At 69.3% G+C, this 24,995-nt stretch carries 17 protein-coding genes and 3 pseudogenes; 3 read left to right on the top strand and 17 right to left on the bottom strand.

The genetic code is table 11. The features are described 5' to 3' along the window. Positions 1–104 precede the first annotated feature (104 nt). The 7 genes and pseudogenes from ACIPEK_RS04235 to ACIPEK_RS04205 form a co-directional block, all read right to left on the bottom strand. Positions 105–281: pseudogene (locus tag ACIPEK_RS04235) on the bottom strand (transposase family protein); the annotation flags it as partial. A 68-nt stretch (positions 282–349) separates the two neighbouring features. After that, positions 350–847 carry a DUF3995 domain-containing protein gene (locus ACIPEK_RS04230; RefSeq protein ID WP_401990402.1) on the bottom strand — a complete coding sequence of 166 codons (498 nt, stop codon included), beginning with the start codon at positions 845–847 and terminating at the stop codon, positions 350–352. A gap of 224 nt (positions 848–1,071) precedes the next feature. Continuing rightward, positions 1,072–1,281, bottom strand: a pseudogene (locus ACIPEK_RS04225) (IS1380 family transposase); the annotation flags it as partial. A gap of 225 nt (positions 1,282–1,506) precedes the next feature. Then, entirely contained in the window at positions 1,507–2,013 is a 507-nt protein-coding gene (locus ACIPEK_RS04220; RefSeq protein ID WP_401990399.1) for a hypothetical protein, read from the bottom strand. Next, the gene (locus tag ACIPEK_RS04215) at positions 2,001–2,648 is read right to left on the bottom strand and encodes a hypothetical protein (RefSeq protein WP_401990396.1); all 648 of its coding nucleotides are present in this window, start codon (positions 2,646–2,648) and stop codon (positions 2,001–2,003) included. Before ACIPEK_RS04215 ends, ACIPEK_RS04220 begins: the two co-directional genes overlap by 13 nt. A 567-nt stretch (positions 2,649–3,215) precedes the next feature. Beyond that, positions 3,216–3,365, bottom strand: coding sequence for a hypothetical protein (locus ACIPEK_RS04210; RefSeq protein ID WP_401990393.1), 150 nt, complete (start codon positions 3,363–3,365; stop codon positions 3,216–3,218). A gap of 14 nt (positions 3,366–3,379) precedes the next feature. Next, the gene (locus tag ACIPEK_RS04205; RefSeq protein WP_327278023.1) at positions 3,380–3,691 is read right to left on the bottom strand and encodes an NIPSNAP family protein; all 312 of its coding nucleotides are present in this window, start codon (positions 3,689–3,691) and stop codon (positions 3,380–3,382) included. Between the two features lie 146 nt (positions 3,692–3,837). Here ACIPEK_RS04205 and ACIPEK_RS04200 point away from each other — a divergent pair, with 146 nt between their 5' ends. After that, positions 3,838–4,728 (top strand): NAD(P)-dependent oxidoreductase, encoded by an 891-nt coding sequence (locus ACIPEK_RS04200; protein WP_401990390.1) that lies wholly within the window; start codon positions 3,838–3,840, stop codon positions 4,726–4,728. Positions 4,729–4,784: 56 nt separating this feature from the next. On the opposite strand, the gene glgB is transcribed toward ACIPEK_RS04200, so the two are convergent. The 4 genes from glgB to ACIPEK_RS04180 form a co-directional block, all read right to left on the bottom strand. After that, complete coding sequence (glgB, locus tag ACIPEK_RS04195) at positions 4,785–7,217, bottom strand: 1,4-alpha-glucan branching enzyme (RefSeq protein ID WP_401990388.1); 2,433 nt, start codon at positions 7,215–7,217, stop codon at positions 4,785–4,787. Positions 7,218–7,367: 150 nt separating this feature from the next. Further along, complete coding sequence (locus ACIPEK_RS04190; RefSeq protein ID WP_401990385.1) at positions 7,368–8,768, bottom strand: phosphotransferase; 1,401 nt, start codon at positions 8,766–8,768, stop codon at positions 7,368–7,370. A gap of 233 nt (positions 8,769–9,001) precedes the next feature. Continuing rightward, a complete protein-coding gene (treS, locus tag ACIPEK_RS04185; protein ID WP_382897252.1) occupies positions 9,002–10,708 on the bottom strand; it encodes a maltose alpha-D-glucosyltransferase in 1,707 nt (568 codons plus the stop codon). Beyond that, positions 10,705–12,756 carry an alpha-1,4-glucan--maltose-1-phosphate maltosyltransferase gene (locus ACIPEK_RS04180; protein ID WP_401990382.1) on the bottom strand — a complete coding sequence of 684 codons (2,052 nt, stop codon included), beginning with the start codon at positions 12,754–12,756 and terminating at the stop codon, positions 10,705–10,707. The genes treS and ACIPEK_RS04180 overlap by 4 nt, the downstream gene beginning before the upstream one ends. A gap of 724 nt (positions 12,757–13,480) precedes the next feature. On the opposite strand from ACIPEK_RS04180, the gene glgP reads away from it, so the two are divergent. Continuing rightward, the gene (gene glgP, locus ACIPEK_RS04175; RefSeq protein ID WP_401990379.1) at positions 13,481–16,084 is read left to right on the top strand and encodes an alpha-glucan family phosphorylase; all 2,604 of its coding nucleotides are present in this window, start codon (positions 13,481–13,483) and stop codon (positions 16,082–16,084) included. 124 nt (positions 16,085–16,208) lie between these two features. On the opposite strand, the gene ACIPEK_RS04170 is transcribed toward glgP, so the two are convergent. Both ACIPEK_RS04170 and ACIPEK_RS04165 read right to left on the bottom strand, forming a co-directional pair. Further along, a complete protein-coding gene (locus ACIPEK_RS04170) occupies positions 16,209–18,236 on the bottom strand; it encodes a M4 family metallopeptidase (protein WP_401990376.1) in 2,028 nt (675 codons plus the stop codon). 590 nt (positions 18,237–18,826) lie between these two features. Beyond that, positions 18,827–19,471, bottom strand: a complete 645-nt coding sequence (locus ACIPEK_RS04165; RefSeq protein WP_401990374.1) for a TetR/AcrR family transcriptional regulator — start codon at positions 19,469–19,471, stop codon at positions 18,827–18,829. A gap of 96 nt (positions 19,472–19,567) precedes the next feature. Here ACIPEK_RS04165 and ACIPEK_RS04160 point away from each other — a divergent pair, with 96 nt between their 5' ends. Then, positions 19,568–20,611 (top strand): FAD-dependent oxidoreductase, encoded by a 1,044-nt coding sequence (locus ACIPEK_RS04160; RefSeq protein WP_401990371.1) that lies wholly within the window; start codon positions 19,568–19,570, stop codon positions 20,609–20,611. A gap of 169 nt (positions 20,612–20,780) precedes the next feature. On the opposite strand, the pseudogene ACIPEK_RS04155 reads toward ACIPEK_RS04160, so the two are convergent. From ACIPEK_RS04155 to ACIPEK_RS04140, 4 genes and pseudogenes are all read right to left on the bottom strand, one after another. After that, positions 20,781–20,984, bottom strand: a pseudogene (locus ACIPEK_RS04155) (hypothetical protein); the annotation flags it as partial. Between the two features lie 424 nt (positions 20,985–21,408). Continuing rightward, a complete protein-coding gene (locus ACIPEK_RS04150) occupies positions 21,409–22,431 on the bottom strand; it encodes an alcohol dehydrogenase (RefSeq protein WP_401990368.1) in 1,023 nt (340 codons plus the stop codon). 226 nt (positions 22,432–22,657) lie between these two features. After that, positions 22,658–23,377 (bottom strand): response regulator, encoded by a 720-nt coding sequence (locus tag ACIPEK_RS04145; protein ID WP_401990365.1) that lies wholly within the window; start codon positions 23,375–23,377, stop codon positions 22,658–22,660. Continuing rightward, positions 23,374–24,672: a histidine kinase gene (locus ACIPEK_RS04140; protein ID WP_401990781.1), complete on the bottom strand. Its 1,299-nt coding sequence runs from the start codon at positions 24,670–24,672 to the stop codon at positions 23,374–23,376. Before ACIPEK_RS04140 ends, ACIPEK_RS04145 begins: the two co-directional genes overlap by 4 nt. Between the last annotated feature and the right edge of the window lie 323 nt (positions 24,673–24,995).

The following is a 24,995-nucleotide window of genomic DNA, read 5'->3' as shown; positions in this document are numbered from 1 at the left end:
GTGCTCGAACCCCGACCGTCGAAGCCCGGAACTCGGGTTCCGAGCCGCGGGGCAGCACTGTTCGACCGGCGGAGCCAGACGTGGCCACCGCCCGGTCGTGGCACGCCGGCGCCTTGGTAGCCCTTGTCGGCCCAGCAGCGGACGCCCGCCTCGGCCAGGGTGTCGAGGATGCCGTGGATGCGGGCGGCACGGGCGTCGTGGACCGCGCCGGGCAGCGCGGGCGAGGCCCACCGCAGCCTTCCCGCCGGGTCCGCGACGACCCGCACGTTCATCCCGTGCTCGCGAGGTTGTGAGCGATAGAGCCTGTCACCGATGAGTGTTGCCGGCTTCGGCGAGAACACACGGTGCGTCAGCGCGGATCGGTCTGGAGCAATGGGGAGGGGGCACGCCTGCCGGCTTTCAGCGCGGACATTCCGAAGGCCAGCCCACCCGCGATGAACCAGGGGTTCCACAGCACCAGGGTCCAGAACCGTTGCCCCGCACTCACGCTGCTGTCCAGCTGCGTGACGTCGGTCAGCAGCAGGAACTCAATGGTGATGCCTCTCGTCAGCAGGATGAAGCTGACCCCCCAGCCCAACCACGTCAGGATCCTCCTTGCCGCTCCCTGCGGATGTGACTGAGCGAGCAGCCATGCCAGCAAGGCGCCGACCAGGCAGAGAGTCCCCACACCCCACAGACCCAACAGCACGAACCACAGCGGGCGCGCGTTGGCGAGCTGCCGCCCGGCGGACACGCTCAACCCCACATCGCCGCCGACAGCCCAGTAAAAGTGGGATGCAGCAAAGATCAACGCCCACAAACACGCCACGTACCCCCACGGCCAGACTGATTTCGTCCTCAGCGACACGTGCCCCACCCCTCGATGACGATCAACGCTTCGGCTCATTCTGTCTGCTCGTGCGATCCCGGATTCACGAGATTTGAGAAAACCCAAGCCTTAACCTCCCCGTTTCGGTTGGGATGATGAGACGTCGCTGTTTGTCAGTTGTCGGGCGGACGGGGTGATTTCGCTGCTTGGGCATGGCGGAGTCCCGACGCGGTGGTCGGGTTCTCCGAGATCTTTCGGGCCGTGATGTGATCCGGATCGTGTCCGGTCCCGCGAGGTCGCAGCGGCCCGAGCGCGGTGGAGTACGCGGCGGTCAACCCAGCGGCATCGGCAAGATCCGCCAGCAACCGTGCCCCGGCATGCCCGACCACTCCCGAGCCATCGGTACTGACATAGACCTTGGGACGCAACCCGATACCGTGCACGTAGAAAGTGCCCTCCGCCTGGACCGACAGAACCCCTCAGCAAGGTTCATCGTCCCAGGTCAGGAAGGCACTTTCGCGTTTCCGCCTCGACAACCGCCACACCCAAGCGAAACGGCGAGGCTAAAGGGTGGCAATCTCCGATTGCGGCTGGCGCCGTACCACCTGTTGCAATCGCTTGCCGTTCGTGGATCTCCCGCAGTACTTCCTGGACCCCGACGAACTCCCCTTCAATCTCAACGTGCTTGCTCCTTGGCGCTACTGTTCGGCAGTAAGGGCCCAGAGAACAGTCGAGGGGGCCGTTACCTGCACACTTCCCTCACTGCGTGCTCTCTTCAGTTGGATCTCATTGTAGGTGCTGCTGACTTCCTTGTTGACGCACTCCAGCGGGAAGGAGAGCCCCACCGGTTCGACGGTTACGTGGAGTGTTCCCTTGCCCTGGCAGTTGACCTGGATGGCCAGACTCCCGATGCCGATCTCCTTGGACAGAGGAAGCTCGGCATTTCCTTTCCTGGACGCGACGGACAGCAGCACCTGTCCGCCATTAACCGGCTTGGGGGCCTGGGAAACTGTCTCGCCCTTGATGTGCTCAGCCCGGTCGCTGGTCTGCGGCGGACTGACATGCCCGGATGGAGAAGCGGACGGTTTGGCCGATGCGGGCTTCTCCTCGCCGCTGCATCCGGTCAGCACCAGGGCGGCGGCCATGGCAACCGCGGCGAGGCCGAAGGAAGGACGGGCAGGAGCCGGGGCGATCAGCTCTCCCACAGGTACCAGCCAACCTTCATGGGCGTGTAGCTGGTAACGGTTTTCTTCGCTGTGGTCTTGCAGTTGCTGTAGATCGTGTAGCTGGTACCGGTGTTCTTGAGCCGGTAGACGCCGTACTTCGCGTTCGTGGTCTTCTTCGGCGGCGTGTCCACCGAGATCTGGTTACCCATCTTGGCTGTCATCTTGGCGCTGAGGTTGACGGAGTACTTGCCCTCGATCTTCGCGATCATCACGTCCACGCTGGTCGATAGCTCTCCAGTGATGCTCACACCGACCTCACCGGTGACCTCGGAGGTGAACGTCGACCGTGCGGTGCGCGATGTCCCGTTGTAGTTGGCGTTCGCCGGCCCCACACCCTTGTGGTACTTGGTTCCCATGGTCGTGGGCGTGTAGATGCGCTGCGTCGGGCCACAGTACTCGCCGTTCGTGGTGTCTCCCGGTTTGCTCGGCCGGACGGTCTCTTCCGGCTCGGGCTCAGGGTCCGTGACGTCGACCAAGTCGGTCTCTTCCGGCTCGGCCGGCGGAGCCGTGTTCACGGGCTCCGGGTCATCGACTGAAACAGCCGTCGTCGGCTGCGCGTACGCGGGCGCCGTCGCGATTCCGGCGAGTACAGGGAACGCAATGACGGAACCCATGGATCCCCGTCTGATGATGCCCATGAGGCACCTTTCCCCCATGCCGTCCCCTTACCGGGACGACGGTGGACTCAGTAGGCCACACACGCAAGCGAGAACACAGAGTTATACATACAAGCTGAGTGTAACTTGAGGTTGGAGGTTCCCGCTCTGGACGCCTTCGCAGGAAGTCGCCCAGTACCTTTCGCTCCATCGAGCCTTGTGTCTTGTCTGCCGCAGACCGAGCCGACCATCTGCCCCGGGCCGGAGCCATGCCGTCCACGCGTCGCCCATCTGTTCCGCCGCGCCTGAGGCGAGGACATGGCGTGCAACGCGCGGTGCAACACAGGGCTGCAACACACCAGGTTGCAGCCCTGACCTGCGGGTGTGGCCGTCGCGGCGCACGCGATGGAAGGGCGTTGCACCCTCTTTTGCCTGAGCAATTAACCTCCCCGTTTCAGTTGGGCCGGCTGAGCTGGGTTGGCTGTGGTGGGCCGTGGCTGTCGGTGGGCGGGCATGGCGATCCGCCGGGCTGGGCTCTCTCGCACTCGGGGCACAATCCGTCCCATCACACGTACCGTGAGCTGATCACCAGGCCTTGGCGAACGTGGATGGACTCGCGATGAGGTCCCTGGGCCGTCTGTCGGCCTTCTCGCCCGTGCCGCCGGGCAGCAAGTCCACGGCGATTGCGTCGAAGAGTTGCACGGCCATGTCCTGGCGTTCGGGGCAGTCGTCCAAGCCCGGCCCCTGGCCTAGGACGCGACGTCGAGCGGCCGCAGGAAGCGGCGCTCGTACCGCTTGATGCAGCGGGTGTTACGAGCCAGTTCGAAGGCATCCTGGCACTCCGGGTCGGACATGCTGTCCGTGCGGTACTGCTCGTACGCGGCGAGACTGGGAAAGGAGAAGAGGGCGTACGCGATGTCGCTGTCGCCCTCACTCGGCAGGAAGTAGCCGTGGTGCGTCCCGCCGAAACGGTTGACGAGCCCGACCCAGCGGCGGCCGTACTCCTCGAAGTCCTCAAGCTTGTCGGCGTCGATCTCGTATTTCAGATGAATGGTGATCACGCCCACATAATGCTGCATGCCGGTTCGGGATCGAAGGCGGCCTATGTGCCCGAGTCCCGGCTGGCCTGGATGCTTTCCTTCTGGTGGGTATCTGAGAAATAAGTGGGTTCTTGGCGGGTGCATACGCCGTGATGACCATGGTGCGTATGCCTACGCATACGAACACCTCGTCCACACCCGTCACCGTCACCGTCATCGGCCTCGGCGCCATGGGCCAGGCGCTCGCCGGCGCCCTCCTGGACGCCGGCCATCGCACCACCATCTGGAACCGCTCCCCGGGCAAGGGCGAAGAGCTCGTCGCCCGGGGGGCGGTTCGGGCCGGATCGGCCGAAGAGGCTGTGCGGGCAAGCGAGTTGGTGGTCGTCTGTGTCGTCGACCACGAGGCGTCGCAGCAGATCCTGGATCCGTTGACGGACGCGCTCGCCGGACGTGTCCTCGTCGACCTCACCTCGGACACCCCGGACCGCGCCCGTACCTCCGCGGCCTGGGCGGACGCCCATGCGCTCGACTATCTGGCGGGCGCGATCATGGTGCCGGTCGAGGTGATCGGCGGTCCGGAGGCGCTGATCTTCTACGCCGGGTCGCAGTCCGCGTACGACAGGTACGAGGCCGTGCTCAAGGCGCTCGGCGCGGGCGCCCCGTTCCTGGGGACGGATCACGCCCTCGCGGCCGCGTACGACATGGCGATGCTGGACTTCTTCTACGGCAGCATGGCGGGGCTGGTCCACTCCTTCGCCCTGGCCGGGGCCGAGAACATTCCCGCAGCCGCCATCGCCCCGTATCTGCAGACCATCGTGAACATCCTGCCGCCCATCGTGACCGGGACGGCGGCCGACATCGACGCGAAGGAGTACAACGGCGCGGGTGCCAACCTCGCCATGATGACCGCCGGTGTCGATCACCTGCTGCACGCGTCCCGCGGCAGGGGGCTGGACACATCCCAGCTGGAGGCGATCAAGGCCGTCTGTGACCGTGCGATCGCCAAGGGGCACAGCGCCGATTCATGGGCGAGCACGATCGAGGCGCTCGGCGGCTGAGCGGGCATGGTGCGGGGCCTGCGGCCCGGAGCCGGCCGCGGGCCCCGCGGGTGGACTCAGACCGGCTTCAGCCAGACCGTCGCCAGCGGCGGCAGCGTCAGCAGGATGCTGCCGGGCCGGCCGTGCGCGGCCACCGAATCGGGTTTCAGCGGCCCGGGATGGTGTACGTCGCTGCCGCCGTACCGCGCGGCGTCCGTGTTGAGGATCTCCGCCCACGCGACCTGATCACCGAGGACGTCCGGGACGCCGATGCGGTAGTCGTGCCGCACCACCGGGGAGAAATTGCTGACGGCGAGAAGCGGCGAGCCGTGCGCGTCGTAGCGCAGGAAGGCGAAGGTGTTGTCCTCGGCCGCACCGCCGTCCACCCAGTCGAAGCCCTCCGGGACGGTGTCGCACTGCCAGAGCGCGGGGGTGGCGCGGTACACCGCGTTCAGGTCGCCGACCAAGGCGCGTACGCCCCGGTGGTCGCTCTCCGCCTCGTACGAAGGGTCGAGCAGCCACCAGTCCGGACCGTGCCCCTCCGACCACTCCGCGCCCTGGGCGAACTCCTGCCCCATGAAGAGGAGTTGCTTGCCGGGATGGGCCCACATGAAACCGAGGTACGCCCGGTGATTGGCGCGCCGCTGCCACCAGTCGCCCGGCATCTTGCTGACCAGTGCCTGCTTTCCGTGTACCACCTCGTCGTGCGAGATCGGCAGGACGTAGTTCTCGCTGTACGCGTACACCATCGAGAAGGTCATCTCGTTGTGGTGGTACTTGCGGTGCACCGGCTCCTTCGACACGTACTGCAAGGAGTCGTGCATCCAGCCCATGTTCCACTTCAGCCCGAAGCCGAGCCCGCCGAAGCCGTCGGGGCCGACGTGGTGGGTGGCGCGGGTGACGCCGTTCCAGGCGGTGGATTCCTCGGCGATGGTGACGACGCCCGGATTGCGCCGGTAGACGGTTGCGTTCATTTCCTGGAGGAAGGCGACGGCGTCCAGGTTCTCCCGGCCGCCGCGCTCGTTCGGGGACCATTCCCCGTCCTCGCGCGAGTAGTCGAGATAGAGCATCGAGGCGACGGCGTCGACCCGCAGCCCATCGACGTGGAACTCCTCGCACCAGTAAGTGGCGTTGGCGACAAGGAAGTTGCGTACCTCCTTGCGCCCGTAGTCGAACTCCAGCGTGCCCCAGTCCGGATGCGCCGCCCGTGACGGGTCCGAGTGCTCGTACAGCGGGCGGCCGTCGAACTCCGCGAGCGCCCAGTCGTCGCGCGGGAAGTGGGCGGGAACCCAGTCGACGATGACGCCGATACCGGCCCGGTGCAGCGCGTCGACGAGGAAACGGAAGTCGTCCGGTGTGCCCATGCGTGACGTCGGGGCGTAGAAACCGGTCACCTGATAGCCCCAGGAACCGCCGAAGGGATGCTCGGAGACCGGCATCAGCTCCACGTGCGTGAAGCCCAGATCCCGTACGTACGCCGGGAGTTGGGAAGCGAGCTGGCGGTACGTGAGTCCCGGCCGCCAGGACGGAAGATGCACCTCGTACACGGAGAACGGCGCCTCGTGCACCGGTAGGTCCCCACGGTGCGCCATCCACTCCTGGTCGTGCCACTCATGGTGCGAGGCCGTCACGATCGAGGCAGTGGAGGGCGGTACTTCGGTACGGCGGGCCATCGGGTCGGCGCGTGTGGTGTGCGAACCGTCCGGGCGGCAGATGTCGAACTTGTACAGCGCGCCCTCCCCGATCGCGGGCAGGAACAGCTCCCACACCCCGCTGGCGCCGAGCGAACGCATCGGGAAGCCGGTGCCGTCCCAGTAGTTGAAGTCCCCGACGACCCGCACACCGCGGGCGTCGGGGGCCCAGACGGTGAACCGGGTCCCCGCGACCCCCTGGTGTTCCATGGGCTGAGCGCCCAGGGCGGTCCACAGCTCCTCGTGGCGTCCCTCGCCGATCAGATGCAGATCGAGATCGCCGAGCGCGGGCAGGAAACGGTACGGATCGTGCACCTCGATCTCGTTGTCCTCGTAGTCGACCAGGAGCTGGTACTCGGGGAGTGAGGGCATCGGCAGCAGCCCGGAGAAGAGGCCGTCGCCGTCGTCGTGCAGTTGCGCCCGCAGCCCCTTGGCGAGCACGGTCACGGACCGCGCGTACGGGCGCAGCACCCGGAAGGTCACACCGCCGCGGACCATGTGGGCGCCGAGCAGGTCGTGCGGGGCATGGTGCTCACCGGCGAGCAGCCGGCCCCGGTCGCCGTCGTCGAGGGGGCGCGCCTGCCGCACTCCCTGGCTGCCGGCGCCCCCGCGAAGACGTGGCGGAGCGGCACCGTCACCGGTTCCGGCGGCTCGCCTGCCCGCAGGCTTCTTCCGCTCGGCCGAAGCGTCCGGGGCGGCCGGTTGCGAGGAGGGCGGGGTGGCCATCTCCGCCGGGGGCGCGGGAGGTGCCGTCTCGGCCGGTGTGAGCAGAGGGACTTGGGGGACCTCGGTGGCGGCGGGCGTTTTGCGGGCGGTCACAGGGACAGCCTCCTCGGAGGGTGTTGTCGGGGCGGAACAGGGCCGAACAGGGCGGAACAGCGGGGACGGACGAGGCAGGGCGGGGCGGGGACGGACGGTGGTGCGGTGCGACGACGGCGGGTCCGCCGGCGGGCGACAGCACCCGGGCCGTCAGTCGGCGACGGCGGCCAGCCGCTGGATCGCCGCCATCGGAACCGGAAGCCAGTCGGGCCGGTGCCGTGCCTCGTACAGCACCTCGTACACCGCCTTGTCGGTCTCGTGGGCGCGCAAGAGCTCCGGCTCGCTGCGCGGGTCGACGCCCGAGGCCTTGGCATACCCCTCGCAGTAGGCGGTCCGGCAGCGTGCCGCCCACTCGGCGTTCCACGGGCGGTGCGAGCGGGCCGCGTAGTCGAAGGAGCGGAGCATGCCGGCGATGTCGCGTACCGGTGGCTGTGGACGGCGGCGCTCGGGCAGTGGTCTGGCCGGTTCGCCCTCGAAGTCGATCAGTGACCAGAAACCGTCGGCCGCGCGCAGCGTCTGGCCCAGATGAAGATCGCCGTGGACCCGCTGGGCCGCCCAGTTGCGGCCCCGGTGACCCAGTGCGGCCACCGCGTCGAAGGCGGTGCGCAGCCCGGGGACGTACGGCATGAGCGCCGGTACCGCCTGCGCTGCGGCTTCCAGCCGCTGCACCATCGCGGCGGCGAGATGCTCCGTCTGGGCGCGGCGCAGGGCGGGCGTCGGCAGGGCGGCGGCGAGCGCGGTGTGCACCTCGGCGGTGGCCCTGCCGAGCGCGTGGGCCTCGACGGTGAAGTCGTGGCCCGAGGCGAGGGCGCGCAGGGCGAGCTGCCAGCCGTCCTGCGCGCCGCGCAGGAACGGCTGCAGGACGCCGAGGGTGAGCGGCCCCGGGGCGGTGGCCTCGAACCAGGCGACGGGGGCGGGCACCCGTCCGCAGCCCTCGCGCGCGAGGGCGAGCGGCAGTTCCAGATCGGGGTTGGTACCCGGGAAGATCCGGCGGAAGATCTTGAGGATGTAGGCGTTGCCGTAGACGAGCGAGGTGTTGGACTGCTCGGTGTCGAGCACACGCGGCGCCAGCCCCGCGGCGATGGGGGCGCCGCCCCGGCCGAAGCGCAGGGCGCCGAGGGTGCCGGGGCTACGGAACCGTTCCAGCAGGATTTCGGCCAGGCGCGGGTCGTGCAGTCCCTCGTAGACGGTGCGGCCGGCGAGCGGTCCTCCGGCCACATGACCGATGAGTGCGGACGCCAGCCGTGGCGGCAGCGCGGACCTTACGCCGAGCAGCAGTTGGTAGCAGTCGTCCGGCGACTGTGCGGGCATGGAGGGCTGGTGGACCCGGACCAGCAGATGGAGCAGTCCGGCCCCGGCGCGGACGCCGACGGAACCGGTGCCCACCGGCAGTATCTCGGTCGCCGACACCAGCGAGAACGCGGTGATCGGCCGGCCCTTGCCGGCGAACCACCGCTGCCGGGGCAGCCATTCGTGCAGCAGTGGGGCGAGAGACGGGAGTAGGGCTGTGCTGTCAGCCAGGGCGACCCGAGTGGATGCAGCCTCCGACATGGCATCGCGTCCTTTCCCCGGGCACACCACAGGATGCGAAGAGTGTCCCGGATTGCGGCAATAGCTGTCCGGCTGTGCGGGACGTGTCGGGTCAGGATGGTCCGTACGGACTCGACTCGAAGGGATCGAAACGCCAGAGGGGACCCGGAAGGGACCGGAAGTGCTCGATGTGGGGGAGTGCCCCGTGCGGGGCGGCGGAAACCGCCCCGCGATTGGTGGTGGGTGACGCCTGGTCAGCTCGGTGGTACGTCCTTCCGCAGCCGGAACCAGTAGAACCCGTGGCCCGCGAGAGTCAGCAGGTAGGGCCACTGACCGATGGCGGGGAAGCGCACCCCACCGATCAGCTCCACCGGATGGCGCCCGTTGAACGAACTCAGATCCAGCTCCGTCGGCTGCGCGAACCGCGAGAAGTTGTGCACGCACAGCACGAGATCGTCCCCGTGCTCCCGGGTGAAGGCGAGCACTGCGGGGTTCGAGGACGGCAGTTCGTTGAACGAGCCGAGACCGAAGGCGTGGTTCTGCTTACGGATCTCGATCATCCGTCGCGTCCAGTGCAGCAGCGACGACGGGGAGGCCATCGCCGCCTCGACATTGGTGACTTGGTAGCCGTAGACCGGGTCCATGATCGTGGGGAGGTAGAGCCGCCCGGGATCACTGGAGGAGAACCCGGCGTTCCGGTCGGGAGTCCACTGCATCGGAGTGCGTACGGCATCCCGGTCGCCCAGCCAGATGTTGTCGCCCATCCCGATCTCGTCCCCGTAGTAGAGGATCGGGGAGCCGGGCAGGGACAGCAGCAGCGCCGTGAACAGCTCGATCTGGTTGCGGTCGTTGTCCAGCAGGGGTGCCAGCCGCCGCCGGATACCGATGTTGGCCCGCATCCGTGGATCCTTGGCGTACTCCGCGTACATGTAGTCGCGTTCTTCGTCCGTGACCATCTCGAGGGTGAGCTCGTCATGGTTGCGCAGGAAGATGCCCCACTGGCAGTTCTTCGGGATCGCCGGTGTCTTCGCCAGGATTTCGGAGACCGGGTAGCGGCTCTCGCGCCGGACGGCCATGAAGATCCGTGGCATCACAGGAAAGTGGAACGCCATGTGGCACTCGTCGCCGCCGGCCTGGAACTCGCCGAAGTAGTCGACGACGTCCTCAGGCCACTGATTGGCCTCGGCGAGCAGCACCGTGTCCGGATAGTTCGCGTCGATCTCCTTGCGGACCCGCTTCAGGAAGTCGTGCGTCTCCGGGAGGTTCTCGCAGTTGGTGCCCTCCCGTTGGTAGAGATACGGCACGGCGTCCACCCGGAATCCGTCGATACCGAGGTCCAGCCAGAAGCGCAGCGCGGAGATGATCTCCTCCTGCACTGCCGGGTTCTCGTAGTTGAGGTCGGGCTGGTGGGAGAAGAACCGGTGCCAGTAGTACTGCTTGCGCACCGGGTCGAAGGTCCAGTTGGACGTCTCCGTGTCGACGAAGATGATCCGGGCGTCCGGGAACTGCTTGTCGTCGTCGGCCCAGACGTAGTAGTCGCCGTACGGCCCTTCCGGGTCGGTGCGGGACTGCTGGAACCAGTCGTGCTGATCGCTCGTGTGGTTCATGACGAAGTCGATGATCACGCGCATCCCGCGCTGGTGCGCGGCGTCGACGAACTCCACGAAGTCGGCCAGATCGCCGAACTCCGGCAGCACGGCGGTGTAGTCGGACACGTCGTAGCCGCCGTCGCGCAGCGGCGACTTGAAGAACGGCGGCAGCCAGAGACAGTCGACGCCCAGCCACTGCAGATAGTCCAGCTTGGCGGTGATGCCCTTGAGGTCGCCGATGCCGTCGCCGTTGGAGTCCTGGAAGGACCGGACGAGGACCTCGTAGAAAACGGCGCGCTTGAACCAGTCGGGATCGCGGTCCTTGGCCGGGGTGTCCTCGAACAGGTCGTGGACGGGCTCATTGACGATCATGGTGTGGGTGACCCTCCGGTCGGCGGGGACGGTCGCAGGACGACGATGTGCGCGGGCGTGACGCCCGGCTCCAGACGCACATAGAAGGTCCTGCCCCAGTGATAGGTATCGCCGGTGAGCTCGTCGCGCACCGGCACGCTCTCGTGCCAGTCGAGGCCGAGTTGCGGCATGTCCAACGAGACCGTGGCCTCCTGGGTGTGGTGCGGGTCGAGGTTGACGACCACCAGAACGATGTTCGAACCCGAGCGCTTGCTGTACGCGATCAACGCGTCGTTGTCCGCGGAGTGGAAGTGCACATCGCGCAGCTGCTGCAACGCCGGGTGGCGGCGCCTGATGCGGTTGAGCGAGGTGATGAGCGGAGCCAGTGAACGGCCCTCGTGCTCGGCCGACTCCCAGTCCCTGGGCCGGATTTCGTACTTCTCCGAGTCGATGTACTCCTCGCTGCCGGGCCGGATCGGGGTGTTCTCGCACAGTTCGTATCCCGCGTACACGCCCCAGGTCGGGGAGAGCGTCGCGGCGAGAACGGCCCGCGCCTCGAAGGCCGGACGGCCCCCGTCCTGGAGGTAACCCGGCAGGATGTCCGGGGTGTTCACGAAGAAGTTGGGCCGCATGCAGGAGGCGGATTCGCCCGACAGTTCCGTGACGTACTCGGTGATTTCCTGCCCGGTGTTGCGCCAGGTGAAATACGTGTACGACTGCTGGAAGCCGATGGCGGCGAGCGTCTTCATCATTGCGGGCCGGGTGAATGCCTCGGCCAGGAAGATCACATCCGGGTCGGTCCGGTTGATATCGGCGATCACCTTCTCCCAGAAGATCACCGGTTTGGTGTGCGGATTGTCGACGCGGAAGATCCGTACCCCGTGACCCATCCAGAAGCGCAGAATGCGCAACGTCTCTCGGACCAGGCCGCGCAGATCCTTGTCGAAGGCGATCGGATAGATGTCCTGGTATTTCTTCGGCGGATTCTCGGCGTAGGCGATGGTGCCGTCGGCGCGATGGTGGAACCACTCGGGGTGTTTCTCGACCCAGGGATGGTCGGGAGAACACTGGAGTGCGAAATCCAGCGCGATCTCCATGCGCAGGGTGCGGGCGGTCTCGACGAAATGATCGAAGTCTTCGAGGGTGCCCAGCTCGGGATGGACCGCGTCGTGACCTCCCTCGGCCGAGCCGATCGCCCAGGGGACGCCCACGTCGTGGGGAGCGGGGGACAGCGAGTTGTTGGGGCCCTTGCGGTGGGTGGTTCCGATGGGGTGGACGGGCGGGAGATAGACGACGTCGAAACCCATGGCGGCGACCGCGGGAAGCCGCTCGGCAGCCGTACGGAAGGTGCCGCTGATGATCCTCGCCGGCTGTTTTGCCGCCTTTCCCGGCTTCCCCGCCCTGCCCTTCTTCTTCGCCCCGGCCGGTTCGGCCGGTTCGATCCTGGCGCCCTCCGAGCGGGGGAACAGCTCGTACCAGGAGCCGAACAGGGCCCGCCGGCGCTCGACCAGGAGGGGAAGCGGGCGGGATGCGGTGACCAGTTCGCGCAGCGGGTGACGGTCGAGTGCGGCCTGCGCCCCGGGGACCAGCGCCGCGGCGAGCCGGGCGGCGGCCGGACGGGACCCGTCGCGCAGTGCGTCGGCCGCGTCCAGCACCGCCTCGCGCCCGTCCCGCTTGGGTACGCCCGCGGCGGCCCGCTCGTACAGCTCGGCGCCCTCAGCCAGGACGAGCGCGGTGTCGATTCCCGCCGGGATCTTGATCAGGGCGTGCCGGCGCCAGGTGGTGACCGGGTCGCTCCAGGCCTCGACCGTATACGTCCAGCGGCCCTCGGAGACCGGGGTGACATCGGCGCCCCAGCGGTCGGTGCCAGGGGCGAGCTCGCGCATCGGCGTCCAGGGACCGGGGCGCCCGCTCGGATCCAGCAGGACCACATTGGCGGCGACGGCGTCATGACCCTCGCGGAAGACGGTCGCGGTGACCTGGAAGGTCTCACCGGTAACGGCCTTGGCGGGCCTTCTGCCGCAGTCGACGAGGGGACGGACGTCGAGGACGGGAATGCGACCGATCATGGAATCACCTGGGGACTGAGGCTCGGGCTGAACGGGGCGCGCTGCGGCCGCGGAGGGCGAAATGCGCGCACCGCGACCGATGGGGTCCGTCCTTTCTAGCTGCTCCGTCGACGGCTGATGGGGTGTGGGCATGGCCGCTCCTGTCCGCATTCACTCGAATGGCACTCGAATAGCTGGGGCGCGGATGTGTTGCGCGGATGTAAACCGGCTGAACACCGGTCCCGCGGTTGCCTCGCATTCGTGCTGCATTCGGGCGGCATTCGCGTGGTCCCGGGATGCACTCGGGCTGTGTACCGGAGAAGCCTTCCCATGCTTCTCGGGGGGTCAATCCGGTGGTGTGTCAACTACTCGGGCGTATCTGTGACGACCTGAATGCGCCGAGCGCCACCCCGCATGTGCGGGGCCCGCCGGCCCTCTCCGGACGCCACTGGGCAGCTTTCTCCTTGGTGTGAAGTGCCACAAGACCGAGTGCGGGGACGGAATCGGCCATTACCTATGCGGCGGATGTGCCTGGAGCGGCCGTTCGGGGCCCCGGAGGCGGACGAGGTGGGGGATCGGCACGGGGTGGAAGCGGCGCGGGCGGCCCGGCCGGCGGCACGCGCTGTGAGCCGGTCGCGCGCCGTGGCTGCGGCGTACGGCCCACCGTTGACGTCAAGGGTGACGAAGAGGCGCACACCGTGGTGCGTCCCCTCGGATTCGTACGTCCCCTGTAAAGGTGGAATACGTGAAGGCCATTCGTCGATTCACCGTGCGTCCCGTCCTCCCCGATCCCCTTCAACCACTCAGTGACCTCGCCCGCAATCTGCGCTGGTCCTGGCACACCGAGACCCGTGAGCTCTTCCAGGCCGTCGACCCGGAGATCCGGCGGACGGCGGAATGCGACCCCGTGCGGCTGCTCGGTGCCGTGTCCGCCGGGCGACTCGCCGAGCTGGCCCTGGACCAGCAGTTCCTGCACCGGCTGGCCGAGGTGTCCGCAGACCTACGGGACTACCTGGACGGTCCCAGGTGGTACCAGGAGCAGCTGGCCCAGGGAGCGGAGCTGCCGGCCGCCGTTGCCTACTTCTCTCCCGAGTTCGGCGTGACCGCCGCACTGCCCCAGTACTCCGGCGGGCTCGGTATCCTCGCCGGCGACCATCTCAAGGCCTCCAGCGATCTGGGCGTTCCCCTCGTCGCGGTCGGCCTGCTCTACCGGCACGGCTACTTCCGCCAGAGCCTGTCCCGCGACGGCTGGCAGCAGGAGCACTATCCGGTACTCGATCCGAACGAGCTGCCGCTCACCCTGATCCGCGAAGCCGACGGAACCCCGTGCCGGGTGGTCCTCGCCCTTCCCGGTGGCCGTTCTCTGCACGCCCACATCTGGCAGGCCCAGGTGGGACGCGTGCCGCTGCTGATGCTCGACTCCGACGTGGAGGAGAACGCGCCGGGCGAACGCGAGGTGACCGACCGGCTGTACGGCGGCGGCAGCGAGCACCGGCTGCTCCAGGAGATGCTCCTCGGCATCGGCGGCGTACGGGCCGTGCGGACGTACTGCCGCCTCACGGGGCACCCGGCGCCCGAGGTGTTCCACACCAACGAGGGGCACGCCGGCTTCCTCGGACTCGAACGCATCCGTGAACTCTCCGGCACCGGGCTGGACTTCGACTCCGCGGTGGAGTCCGTGCGGGCCGGCACGGTCTTCACCACCCATACGCCCGTGCCCGCCGGGATCGACCGGTTCGACCGCGAACTCGTCGCCCGGCACTTCGGGGACGACGGCGAACTCCCGGGAGTGGGCGTCGAACGCATCCTGCAACTGGGCATGGAGACCCACCCCGGCGGTGAGCCCGACCTCTTCAACATGGCGGTGATGGGGCTGCGGCTCGCCCAGCGGGCCAACGGGGTCTCCACCCTCCACGGGTCGGTCAGCCGCGAGATGTTCGCCGGGCTGTGGCCGGGCTTCGACGCCGCGGAGGTGCCGATCACCTCGGTGACCAACGGGGTCCACGCACCCACCTGGGTCGCGCCCGAGATCCTCCGCCTGCGCAAGGGATACGGCGGCACTCCCGGACGCTGGGACTCCGCCGCCGACGTCCCGGACCGGGAACTCTGGGACCTGCGGCGGGCCCTGCGCGGACAGCTGGTCGCCGAGGTGCGCGAGCGGCTCTACGCCTCATGGCGCACCCGGGGCGCGGAAGCGGCCGAACTCGGCTGGATCGACAGCGTGCTGGACCCGGACGTGCTGACGATCGGCTTCGCCCGGCGAGTGCCCTCGTACAAGCGGCTGACGCTGATGCTGCGCGACCGCGACCGGTTGAGGGAACTGCTGCTCCACCCGACCCGCCCGATCCAGATCGTCGTCGCCGGCAAGGCCCACCCCGCCGACGACGGCGGAAAGCGGCTGGTGCGGGAGCTGGTGCGGTTCTCCGACGATCCCCGGGTGCGCCATCGCATCGTCTTCCTGCCGGACTACGGGATGGCCATGGCGCAGAAGCTCTACCCGGGCTGCGACGTCTGGCTCAACAACCCGCTGCGCCCCCTGGAGGCCTGTGGTACGAGCGGCATGAAGGCCGCGCTCAACGGCTGCCTCAATCTCTCGGTCCTCGACGGCTGGTGGGACGAGTGGTTCGAGCCGGACTTCGGATGGGCGATCCCGACGGCCGACGGTCTGGCCCTGGACGAGGACCGCCGTGACGATCTGGAGGCGGGCGCCCTCTACGAGCTGATCGAGGACCGGGTCGCGCCGCGCTTCTACGACCGGGGCGGCGAAGGGCTCCCCGAGCGCTGGATCGAGATGGTCCGCCGCACGCTGGGCACCCTCGGGCCCAAGGTTCTGGCAGGCCGCATGGTGTCCGAGTATGTGGAGCGGCTGTACGCGCCCGCCGCGATCGCCCAGCGTGCCCTGGACCCCGGTACGGCCCGGCAGCTCGCCGACTGGAAGGCCAGGGTCCGCGCCGCCTGGCCGCGCGTGGCCGTCGACCATGTGGAGGCCGTGGCGCCCGATACGGCGAGCGGTTCGGCCGAGCTGGGGTCGACGCTGGTGCTGCGGGTGCGGATCGCCCTCGGGGTGCTGGAGCCGGCCGATGTGGAGGTCCAGGCGGTGGCCGGCCGGGTGGACGCCGCCGACGGGATCTCGGACGCCCAGGTCTTCCCGCTGAAGCCCGCCGGGGGCCAGGACCTGGAGGGCCGCTGGCTGTACGACGGCCCGCTGGCCCTCGATCGCACCGGGCCGTACGGCTACACGGTACGGGTTCTTCCCGCCCATCCGCTGCTGGCGACCAGCGCGGAGCTCGGCCTGGTGGCACTGCCCACGGAGTCGATGGGTGACGGCGCGGGCCTGCTGATGCGCTGACGTACTGTGCGCTCGGCCTTGGCAGCCGCCGCGGACGTGAAACCGCCCGGGAGGAAGCGAGAGCTCCTCCCGGGCGGCTCGTTCAGGAGCCGGACCTGGCTCCGGATTCAGCAGGCCGACGGGTTCAGAACGTCAGCTTGAAGCTGTTGATCTTGCCGGTGTCGCCCGAGTAGACGTCCTGGACCTTCAGCTTCCAGGTGCCGTTGGCCGCCACGGACGAAGCATTGACCGTGTAGGTCGTCTGGACGTTGTCCGCCGAGTCGGAGAGCGAGGAGTTCTTCAGCCGGTAGGTCGTACCGTTCGGGGCGACGAGATCGATGACCAGGTCACCGCGCCAGGTGTGGGTGATGTCCACGCCGACCTTGAGGGTGCTGGGCGCGTTGCCCGTGACACCGGTGACGTTGACCGAGCTGGTGACGGCCGCGCCGCCGTCCGGGATGGCGACAGCGGTGGTGTTCTCGAAGACCGTGCCGCCGGGGTCGGTGCCGCCACCGGGGCGCGGGCCGACGTTGATGCCGGCCCAGGCGTCGGCGACGGACTTGTACTCGGCGCTGGTCGTGCCGTACAGCTCACCGGCCACGGCGAGGGTGCCGGTGCGGGCCGCCGCGTAGTCGGTGGTGGAGGTGAACTTGGTGGAGAGCGCCTTGAACCAGATCTGCTCGGCCTTGGCGCGGCCGATGCCGGTCACCGGCAGGCCGTCGGAGGTCGGCGAGTCGTAGGAGACGCCGTTGATGACCTTGGCGCCGCTGCCCTCGGAGAGCAGGTAGAAGAAGTGGTTCGCCGGGCCCGAGGAGTAGTGGACGTCGACGTTGCCGATGCCCGAGTACCACGCGTCCTTGGACGCGCCGTCCTTGCTCGGCTTGTCCATGTAGCGCAGCGGGGTGCCGTCGCCGTTGATGTCGATCTTCTCACCGATGAGGTAGTCGCCCTTGTCGGTGGCGTTGTTGGCGTAGAACTCGACCGCGGTGGCCATGATGTCGCTGGTCGCCTCGTTGAGGCCACCGGACTCGCCGCTGTAGACCAGCTTGGCGGTGGCGGCGGTGACACCGTGCGACATCTCGTGCGCGGCCACGTCGAGCGAGGTCAGCGGGGCGGCGTTGCCCGAGCCGTCGCCGTACGTCATGCAGAAGCAGCTGTCCTGCCAGAAGGCGTTGACGTAGTTGTTGCCGTAGTGGACGCGGGAGTACGCGCCGACACCGTCACCCCGGATACCGGTGCGGCCGTGCACGTTCTTGTAGTAGTCCCAGGTCTCGGCCGCGCCGTAGTGGGCGTCCGCGGCGGCCGTCTCGGCGTTCGACGGGTTGCCGTTGCCCCACACGTCCGTGGAGTTGGTGAACAGCGTCCCGGTGCCGGAGGAGCCGTGGTTCAGGTTGTACGTCTTGTGGTTGCCGCGGCCCGTGTCGGTCAGCGTGTACGACGGTGCGGTGCCGAGGGTGACCTGGCCGCTGTACTCGGTGTTCCCGGTGCCTTTCTCGATGCCCTGCCACTCGTACAGCTTCGCGCCGGTGGCCGCGTCCGTGATGACGTGCAGCTCGTTCGGGGTGCCGTCCTCCTGGAGTCCGCCGACGACGGTCTCGAAGGCGAGCTGCGGCTTGCCCTGCGCCATCCAGACCACCTTGCGGGGTGCCCGGTCGGCCGCGGTCTTCTTGGAGCCGTCGGCCTTGGCGAGTCCGAGCGCCTGCTTCTCGGCCACGGCGGGCGCGACATCGGCCGTCGTGTCCACGGCCTTCAGCTGACCGCTGCTGACCTTGGACGCCTTGGTGACGCTCTCGGTCGCGCCGGCCTTGGTCTCCTGGACGACCAGGTCGCCGCCGAGCACCGGAAGCCCGGCGAAGGTGCGCTCGTAACGGGTGTGCGTGGTGCCGTCGTTGTCCTGGATGACATCCCGGACGACGAGCTTCTCCTGGGAGCCGAGACCGAGCTCCTTGGCCGTGGCTGCCTTGCTCGCGTCGGCCTCGCGGATGAGCTCGGCGCGCTGGGACGGGGTGAGCTTCTTGGCCAGTGCGCCGTGGTTGGCGCCGGCGGTCGCCGCCGCTGTGGCGCTGCCGGGAGTGGCTGTGGCCGTACCGGTCTGGACTCCGACGGCGAGGAGGGCTGCTGCGGCTATCAGAGCGCCGGTCGCGGTGGCACGACGGCTGGGCGTGGATCTCACGCGGACTCCTTCTGCGAGGGGGGTACCGGCGGCAGGGTGAGCCGACGGGAAGTACGAGAAGTGCGCGGAACGGGGTGAAGAGTGTCAGCCGGAAGACGGTCCTGTCAGGACCGCGTCAACAAGTTGGCCGGAAGTCGTTCGTTGCCGGAAAGGTCATGTTCGTTAAGCGGACGTTTCGCCGATCATCATCGCGATGCCGTAAAGGGTTCGTGCGGCCGGAATTCGGAGAGAGGGGCGGGGCGGGCCCGAATCGGCCGTATGTGAACAGCGGGTCCGGTGGCGGGTGGTCGCCGCTGGCCGAGATGGTGGTGGGATGTGGCTGAATGCCGCCGCCCTCCACGGCGAGGGCCACCCTTGGGCGGGCTCGATGGTCGAGTCCCATTCCGCAGTCCCGGCCTCAGGCCCCTCGGGCGTTCCCCTCGTCGAGATGCGGAGCCTCGGCTTCTGCTCGCCCTCGTGTCACTGCGACCGGTGCGGACCGCCGTCCCGGGCGGGGAAATTGTGGCCGTGCACGTGATCGCCCGGCCCCGCCGACCGTTGGCGGCGGGGCCGGGCATCCATGTCACGGGTCGACGAAGCGCCCTCATCGCTCAGCACGAGTGAGGTCGGGCCGCGTCACCAGCTGCGACCGATGCCACCTTCGGTCCGTCCGGGCTCTCCGGGTACACCGCCTGCAGGAGGCCGCGGACGAAGCGGTCGGGGTCGTCCAGGCCGGCGCCGGCCAGGGTGTCGGAGCCGTCGGCCAGCAGGTGTGGGATGGCGGCGTGCATGGCGAGGGTGACGATGGCTGCCCGCTGCGGAGTGACGGGCAGTCCTGCGGTCCGCTGAGCCAGCTCGAAATCCTCGAAGTCGGAGGCCGCGATGGGATCGAGGATGGCTGACAACCAGGGCTTGCGGGCCGCCTCGACCTGCAGCTCCAGGTAGGCGAGCAGGCGGGGGCGACCGGGCCCTGCGACGTTCTCCACGAGCGCCCGGAACATGGCCACCAGGCCCTCGCGGTCGGTGGCTGCCGGTCCAGTGGCGGCCATGTGCGCCGTGGTCTCGCGGTACCGCTCCAGGCAGCGCTCGGCCACCGCGCGCAGCAGGGCGTCCCTGGTCGGGAAGTAGTTCTTGGTGGTGCCGGGCGGCACCTCTGCGGTCGTGTCGACGGCGCGGTGCGTCAGGCCGCGTCCGCCCGCTTCGGCCAACACCTCGATGGCCGCGTCGCGCAGCCGGTCTCGTCGATCCGGATTCACCGTCAGCTCCTTCGCCTGGACACCTTGCCCACGCTACCCCAGCCGTGGTACCACGGATGTGGTGGTTGAGGAGCTGGGCTAGCAGGGGAGGGTGGCATGACGGGACTGGCGGTTGTCGTTGGGGCGGGAGTCGGTGGGCTGGCGACGGCGATCGGGCTGCGCCGCGCGGGTTGGGCGGTGTCGATCCTGGAGCGGCGGACGGAGCCGGAGCGGTACGGCACCGCGTTCGGTATCCACCCCACCGCGCAGGCCGCGCTCGACCGTCTCGGGGTGGGCGAGGCGTTCCGCGGCCGGGCGGTTCCCTACCGGGGGGCCCGTATCCGCACCCCGGAGGGGAAGGTGATGGCGAGCCTCCCGCTGGAGCGGATCGAGCGGAAGGCCGGCCGCCCCGAACTGCTGATCTCCCGGCCCTACCTGATCGATGTCCTCATGGCCGAGTTGGACGCCTTCGGGGATGTGCCGCTCAAGTTCGGGGAGAACGTCTCCGAGGTGGATGCGCTGGTGGCCGGGCACGACCTGGTGGTCGGTGCCGACGGAATCCGCAGCGCCGTGCGCGCCGTGCGGTTCGGCGAGCGCAGCGGCCCGCGGCACGTCGGAACCGTCGCCTGGATCGGCATCGCCGACTTCGAGAGCGGCGTCTACGGCGAGACCTGGGGCAAGGGCCGGTTCTTCGGGATGACTCCGGTCGAGCCGGGCCGCACCAACTGGTACGCCACCGTGCCCGAGGCCACCACCGCCGAGGAGCTGCGCGGGTACTTTGAGGACTGGCACAACCCCATCCCGCGTGTCCTTGCCGAGACCGACCCGTCCACCTGGATCCGTTACGAGATGCGGCACCTGTTCCCCGCTCTGCCGACCTTTGTCAACGGCGGCAGGGTCGCGCTGGTCGGCGACGCGGCGCACGCCATGACGCCCAACCTGGGCCAGGGTGCGTGCACGGCGATCCTCGACGCGGAGGCCCTGACCCGGGCCGTCGCCGAGCACGACCCGGTCGGCCTGCCCGCCGCCCTGCGCGCCTACGACTCGGAACGCCGTCGCAGCGCCCAGCGGGTCGCCTTCGGCTCCCGGAACCTGCACCGCTTCATGACCACCGAGCGCACCCGCCTGCGCAACGCGCTGTTTCGCATGATGCCGAGCTGATGGAGACTCACGACAGGGACGGGTGACTTTCGCGGTCCAGCCGGGCCATTCCCGCGACTTGGCGATGACAGTCCGGAGCCGTTGCGCATCGAATCCCGGATTTGCGGGCCCACTGCGCGTTGAGCGCCGACATTGTGCATCAAGTCTCGGACCCTACAACCCGCCCCCGTCACGCCAGGCTCTCCCGCCACGCCAGGCTCTCCCGCCACGCCCGGTGGAGTCCGGCGAAGCGGCGCGTGCCGCCGATGAGTTCGGACGGGGCACCGTCCTCCACGATGCGCCCGTGCTCCATCACCAGAACCCGGTCCGTGATCTCCACGGTCGACAGACGGTGGGCGATCACGACCGCGGTGCGGCCGTGCAGCACCGTGTCCGCGGTGTACGCGCCGCGGCTGCTGTGCTCCCGGAGCGCCAACGGCCCCCGGTGCACCCGACGTCGCGCGGGAGACCCTGTCAGCCGCGGTCGCGGTCGCCCGGCAGCTCCCGGACCAGCTGCGGGAAACGGTGCTCTCCGCCGCTTTCCGGGCTTTCACCGCGCGCGGGAGACCCTGTCAGCCGCGGTCGCGGTCGCCCGGCAGCTCCCGGACCAGTTGCGGGAAACGGTGCTCTCCGCCGCTTTCCGGGCTTTCACCCACAGCATGAACATGGCCGCGGCCGGCGCCGCAGTCGCGATGGCCGGTGCCGCTGTTCTCTCCGTCGCCCTGCGTCGGGGTACGGGCTCCGTACCGGCCGACCGGAAGGGAGCGCGGTGACGCCCAGAAATGGGCTACCGCCACCCCGGGGCGGGGCCGGACGCGTCAGCCGGTGGTGAGCACCATCCGGAAGCGGGCGGCACCGGACATCATCTTCCGGTACGCCTCGGTAGCCCCGTCCAGCGGCACGGTCTCGGTCATCGGGCGGATTCCGTGCAGGGCGCTGAACGCCATGGTGTCCTGTACGTCCTGCGCGGTGCCTGACGGGTGGCCCCGGACGATCTTGCCGTCCATGAGCAGCTGAACCGGGCTGATTCCCAGCGGCTCGGGGTCCGCGCCGATGACCACCAGCTCACCGCGGGGGGCGAGCCCTTCCACGGTTGCCGTGATGGCCCCGGAGTTGGCGGCGGTGGCCAGGACGACCCTGGCGCCGCCGAGGGCCTGCAGCGCGTCCGCGACGGAGGTGTCCGCCGTGCTGTCGATGTAGTGGTGCGCGCCGAGCTCCTTGGCGAAGTCGGCCTTGGCGGCTCCGCGGGCGATGGCCACGGTCTCGAAGCCCATCGCGGCCGCGTACTGCACCCCCAGGTGGCCGAGCCCGCCGATGCCCAGCACGGCGACCAGGTCACCCGGCCGGGCAGAGCTGCGCCGCAGCCCGTTGTACGTGGTCACTCCCGCGCAGGCCATGGGTGCCGCATCGGTCGCCGCCAGTGTGTCGGGGATCCGGGCCAGGGCGTCCGACGGTGCGATCACCGTCTCGGCGTAGCCCCCGTCGTACGCCCATCCGGGGACCTTCAGGTTCCGGCACACGACGAAGTCGCCCTGCCTGCAGGGGGTGCAGTGGCCACAGCTGCCGCCGAACCAGCCCACCGCCACGCGGTCGCCCACCTGCCAGGCGTTCTGCGTTCCCTCACCGAGCTCCTCGATCCGCCCGGCGATCTCATGCCCGGGGACCAGCGGGAACCGTACGCCCGGAACCGCGTCGTCCACGAAGAGGGAGTCACTGTGGCAGACCCCGCAGGCGTCCACGGCCACCCGTACGTGGCAGGGGCCCGGCTGCGGCATCTCGCGCTCGACGATCTCGAACGGACCGCCGGCGGCGGTGACCTGCGCGGCTCGATAGACGCTCATCTGGATCTCTCCCGGAGTACGGGTGGACGGCCCCCGGAATCAGCAGACCAGCTCCGGCCCGATCGCGCGCGCCGAGTGGTGCAGGCGAGGGGAGTCCGGTGATCTGATCCCGTCGTCGTCCATGGTCAGGCCGGTAGGCGGCAGGAAGCCGCCGATCGGACGGGGCCGGTACCGGATCTTCTTCGAAGTCGGGCGAGTTCCTGCACCGGACGCACGTTCAGGCGCGTCAGCCGGCGAATCCCGGCACCACCAGACCGGACTCGTACGCGATCACCACCGCGTGCGTCCGGTTCTGTGCGCCGAGCTTGGTCAGCACGTTCCCGACGTGGGTCTTCACCGTCTCCAGGCTCACCGTGAGCGACTCCGCGATCTCGGGGTTGGACAGGCCGGTGGCCATCAACCGCAGCACCTCCTCCTCCCGCCCCGTCAGCGCCGCCTTCGGCAACGCCTCGGCGGAGCCCAGCGGGCGGGCGGCGACCATCCGGCGCAGTGCCGCTGGGAAGAGGACCGCCTCCCCCGCCGCCACCACCCGCACCGCCTCCGCGATCTGCCGGACCGGAAGCCGCTTGAGCACGAACCCACTGGCCCCCGCGCTGAGCGCGGCGGTGACGTAACCGTCGTTCTCGAAGGTGGTGATCACCACGACCTTCGGCGGATCGGCCGACTCGGCAAGGAGTTGCCGGGTGGCCTCGATCCCGTTGCGACGCGGCATCCGCACATCCATCAGAACCACGTCCGGCCGCAGCCGCCGCACCTGCTCGACCGCCTCGACGCCGTCGGCGGCCTCCCCGGTCACCGCGATCCCCGGCTGCGCCGCGAGCAACGTGCGCAGACCGCTGCGGGTCACCTCGTCGTCGTCCGCGATCAGGAGCGTGACGGGGGTGCTGGTAGGGCTGGCGGTGCCGGCGCCAGTCATGACGGCTGAGCTCGCGTCAGAGCCGATCATGCCGACAACCGTACTGGCAGCCGGACCGCCAACCGCCAGTGCTGCGGCCCGTGCGGGCCGGCCTCGATCTCACCGTGCAGCAGCCGCACGCGCTCGGCCAGGCCGGGCAGGCCGTGCCCGGACGTCGGGAAGGCACCCGGGCCTCTACCTGTACCCGTGCCCGTCCCCGCCCCGGTCCGGTTGACCACACTGAGCTCCAGTCCGTCCGGCGCGACCGCCACACGGACCTCGATCGGACCGTCCGCCCCGTGCCGCAACGCGTTCGTCAACCCCTCCTGCAGGATCCGGTACGCCGCCCGGGAGAGCGTCCCCTGGACCTGCGCCGGCTCGCCCGACAGCTCCGGCTCCACCACCGCGCCCGCGTGCCGCAAGCGGTCCAGCAGCTCCGGCAGGTCGGCCAAGGTCCGGGTCGGCGCTGTCTCCGCCTTCTCCTCGCGCAGCACGCCCAGCACGTAGTCCAGGTCCTCCAGCGCGGCCCGGGCCGACTCCTCGATGCTGCGCAGGGCGGCCCGCGCCGCCACCGGGTCGGCGGAGAGCACCTCGCCCGCCACCGCCGCCTGGATCGTGGCCGCCGTCAGCGTGTGCCCGATCGAGTCGTGCAACTCGTGGGCCAGTCTGTTACGTTCGGCCAGCCGCAGCTCCCGCTCGGCCGCCAGCGCCAGCCGCTCGGCCGACGACGGCCCCAACAGCCTTGGCGCCAACCACCGCAGAGCGTTCGTCACCGCCACGCACACAGCCGCCGCCAGCAGCACACAGCCGAGCGCCACCGCCCAGCTGGCCCAGCCACCCGCCACCCGCACCGACCAGCCGAACAAACTCAGCCCCGCCTCGGCGCGGAACCAACCCACCGGGAGGGTCAGGCCCGCGAGGATCAGTACACCGCTCACCAACGCCCCCGCCCACCCGAGTGCCACGTGCAGCAGCAGCCAGACCGGAGTCCGCCAACGGTCGGCGCCGGACGGCACGGCGGGGCCCGGCGCGACGGGAGCCGGCCCGGTGCCGGGTGAACTCGCGGACTGACGCGCGGCCACCGGATCCGGCAACGGAACCCTCAGCAGTCGACGGGCGCACGCGATCAGCACCCGCCGCGTGGTGCGGGCCAGCCCGACCAGCCCGATCAGTGCTGCCCAGACCAGCAGGGCCAGAACGATCTGCACTCCCTCCGGAGCGGATCCCCACGCCAGCAACGGCAGCATCGCGAAAGGCAGCAGCGGAATGCTCGCCAACGCGCCGCAATAGGCGAACAGCGCACCCGCATATGTGGAGCCGCGCAGCAGCGGCCGGATTCCCCTCATCACAATCGGCCAGTATGACCGGACAGCTCACCGGTGGCCTCCCCCGATCGAGGGAGCGTTTTCTCCCGCCTTCCCGCGATGCGCACCCGAGACCCCGCAGGCCAGGATCGTGTCCTGCCCAGTTGACGGGAGGACGGATGATGAACACGCAAGGGACAGAGACGTCGCCGAATCACACGGCGCCGGCCGAGGCTGTGCCGACTCGGACGGCGTCGACGCCGAATCACACGGCGCCGGCTGAGGCTGTGTCGACTCGGGCAACGTCGACGCCGAATCCGACAGGACCGATTCGGGCGGCATCGGCTCGGGGCGCTGAGGCAGAC

It is taken from the genome of Streptomyces sp. NPDC088246, assembly GCF_044741025.1.
In the GTDB taxonomy this organism is placed as follows: Bacteria; Actinomycetota; Actinomycetes; order Streptomycetales; family Streptomycetaceae; genus Streptomyces.
Note: the sequence above shows the minus strand (reverse complement) of the source record. Positions and strands in the feature narration are given on the sequence as shown.

Excerpts from the sequence above, each read along its gene's own strand:
- ACIPEK_RS04200 (WP_401990390.1), top strand. The coding sequence starts at position 3,838 with ATGCCTACGCATACGAACACCTCGTCCACACCCGTCACCGTCACCGTC.
- ACIPEK_RS04140 (WP_401990781.1), bottom strand. The coding sequence starts at position 24,672 with ATGAGGGGAATCCGGCCGCTGCTGCGCGGCTCCACATATGCGGGTGCG.
- ACIPEK_RS04150 (WP_401990368.1), bottom strand. The coding sequence starts at position 22,431 with ATGAGCGTCTATCGAGCCGCGCAGGTCACCGCCGCCGGCGGTCCGTTC.
- ACIPEK_RS04145 (WP_401990365.1), bottom strand. The coding sequence starts at position 23,377 with ATGATCGGCTCTGACGCGAGCTCAGCCGTCATGACTGGCGCCGGCACC.
- treS (WP_382897252.1), bottom strand. The coding sequence starts at position 10,708 with ATGATCGTCAATGAGCCCGTCCACGACCTGTTCGAGGACACCCCGGCC.
- ACIPEK_RS04180 (WP_401990382.1), bottom strand. The coding sequence starts at position 12,756 with ATGATCGGTCGCATTCCCGTCCTCGACGTCCGTCCCCTCGTCGACTGC.
- ACIPEK_RS04160 (WP_401990371.1), top strand. The coding sequence starts at position 19,568 with ATGACGGGACTGGCGGTTGTCGTTGGGGCGGGAGTCGGTGGGCTGGCG.
- ACIPEK_RS04215 (WP_401990396.1), bottom strand. The coding sequence starts at position 2,648 with ATGGGTTCCGTCATTGCGTTCCCTGTACTCGCCGGAATCGCGACGGCG.
- ACIPEK_RS04190 (WP_401990385.1), bottom strand. The coding sequence starts at position 8,768 with ATGTCGGAGGCTGCATCCACTCGGGTCGCCCTGGCTGACAGCACAGCC.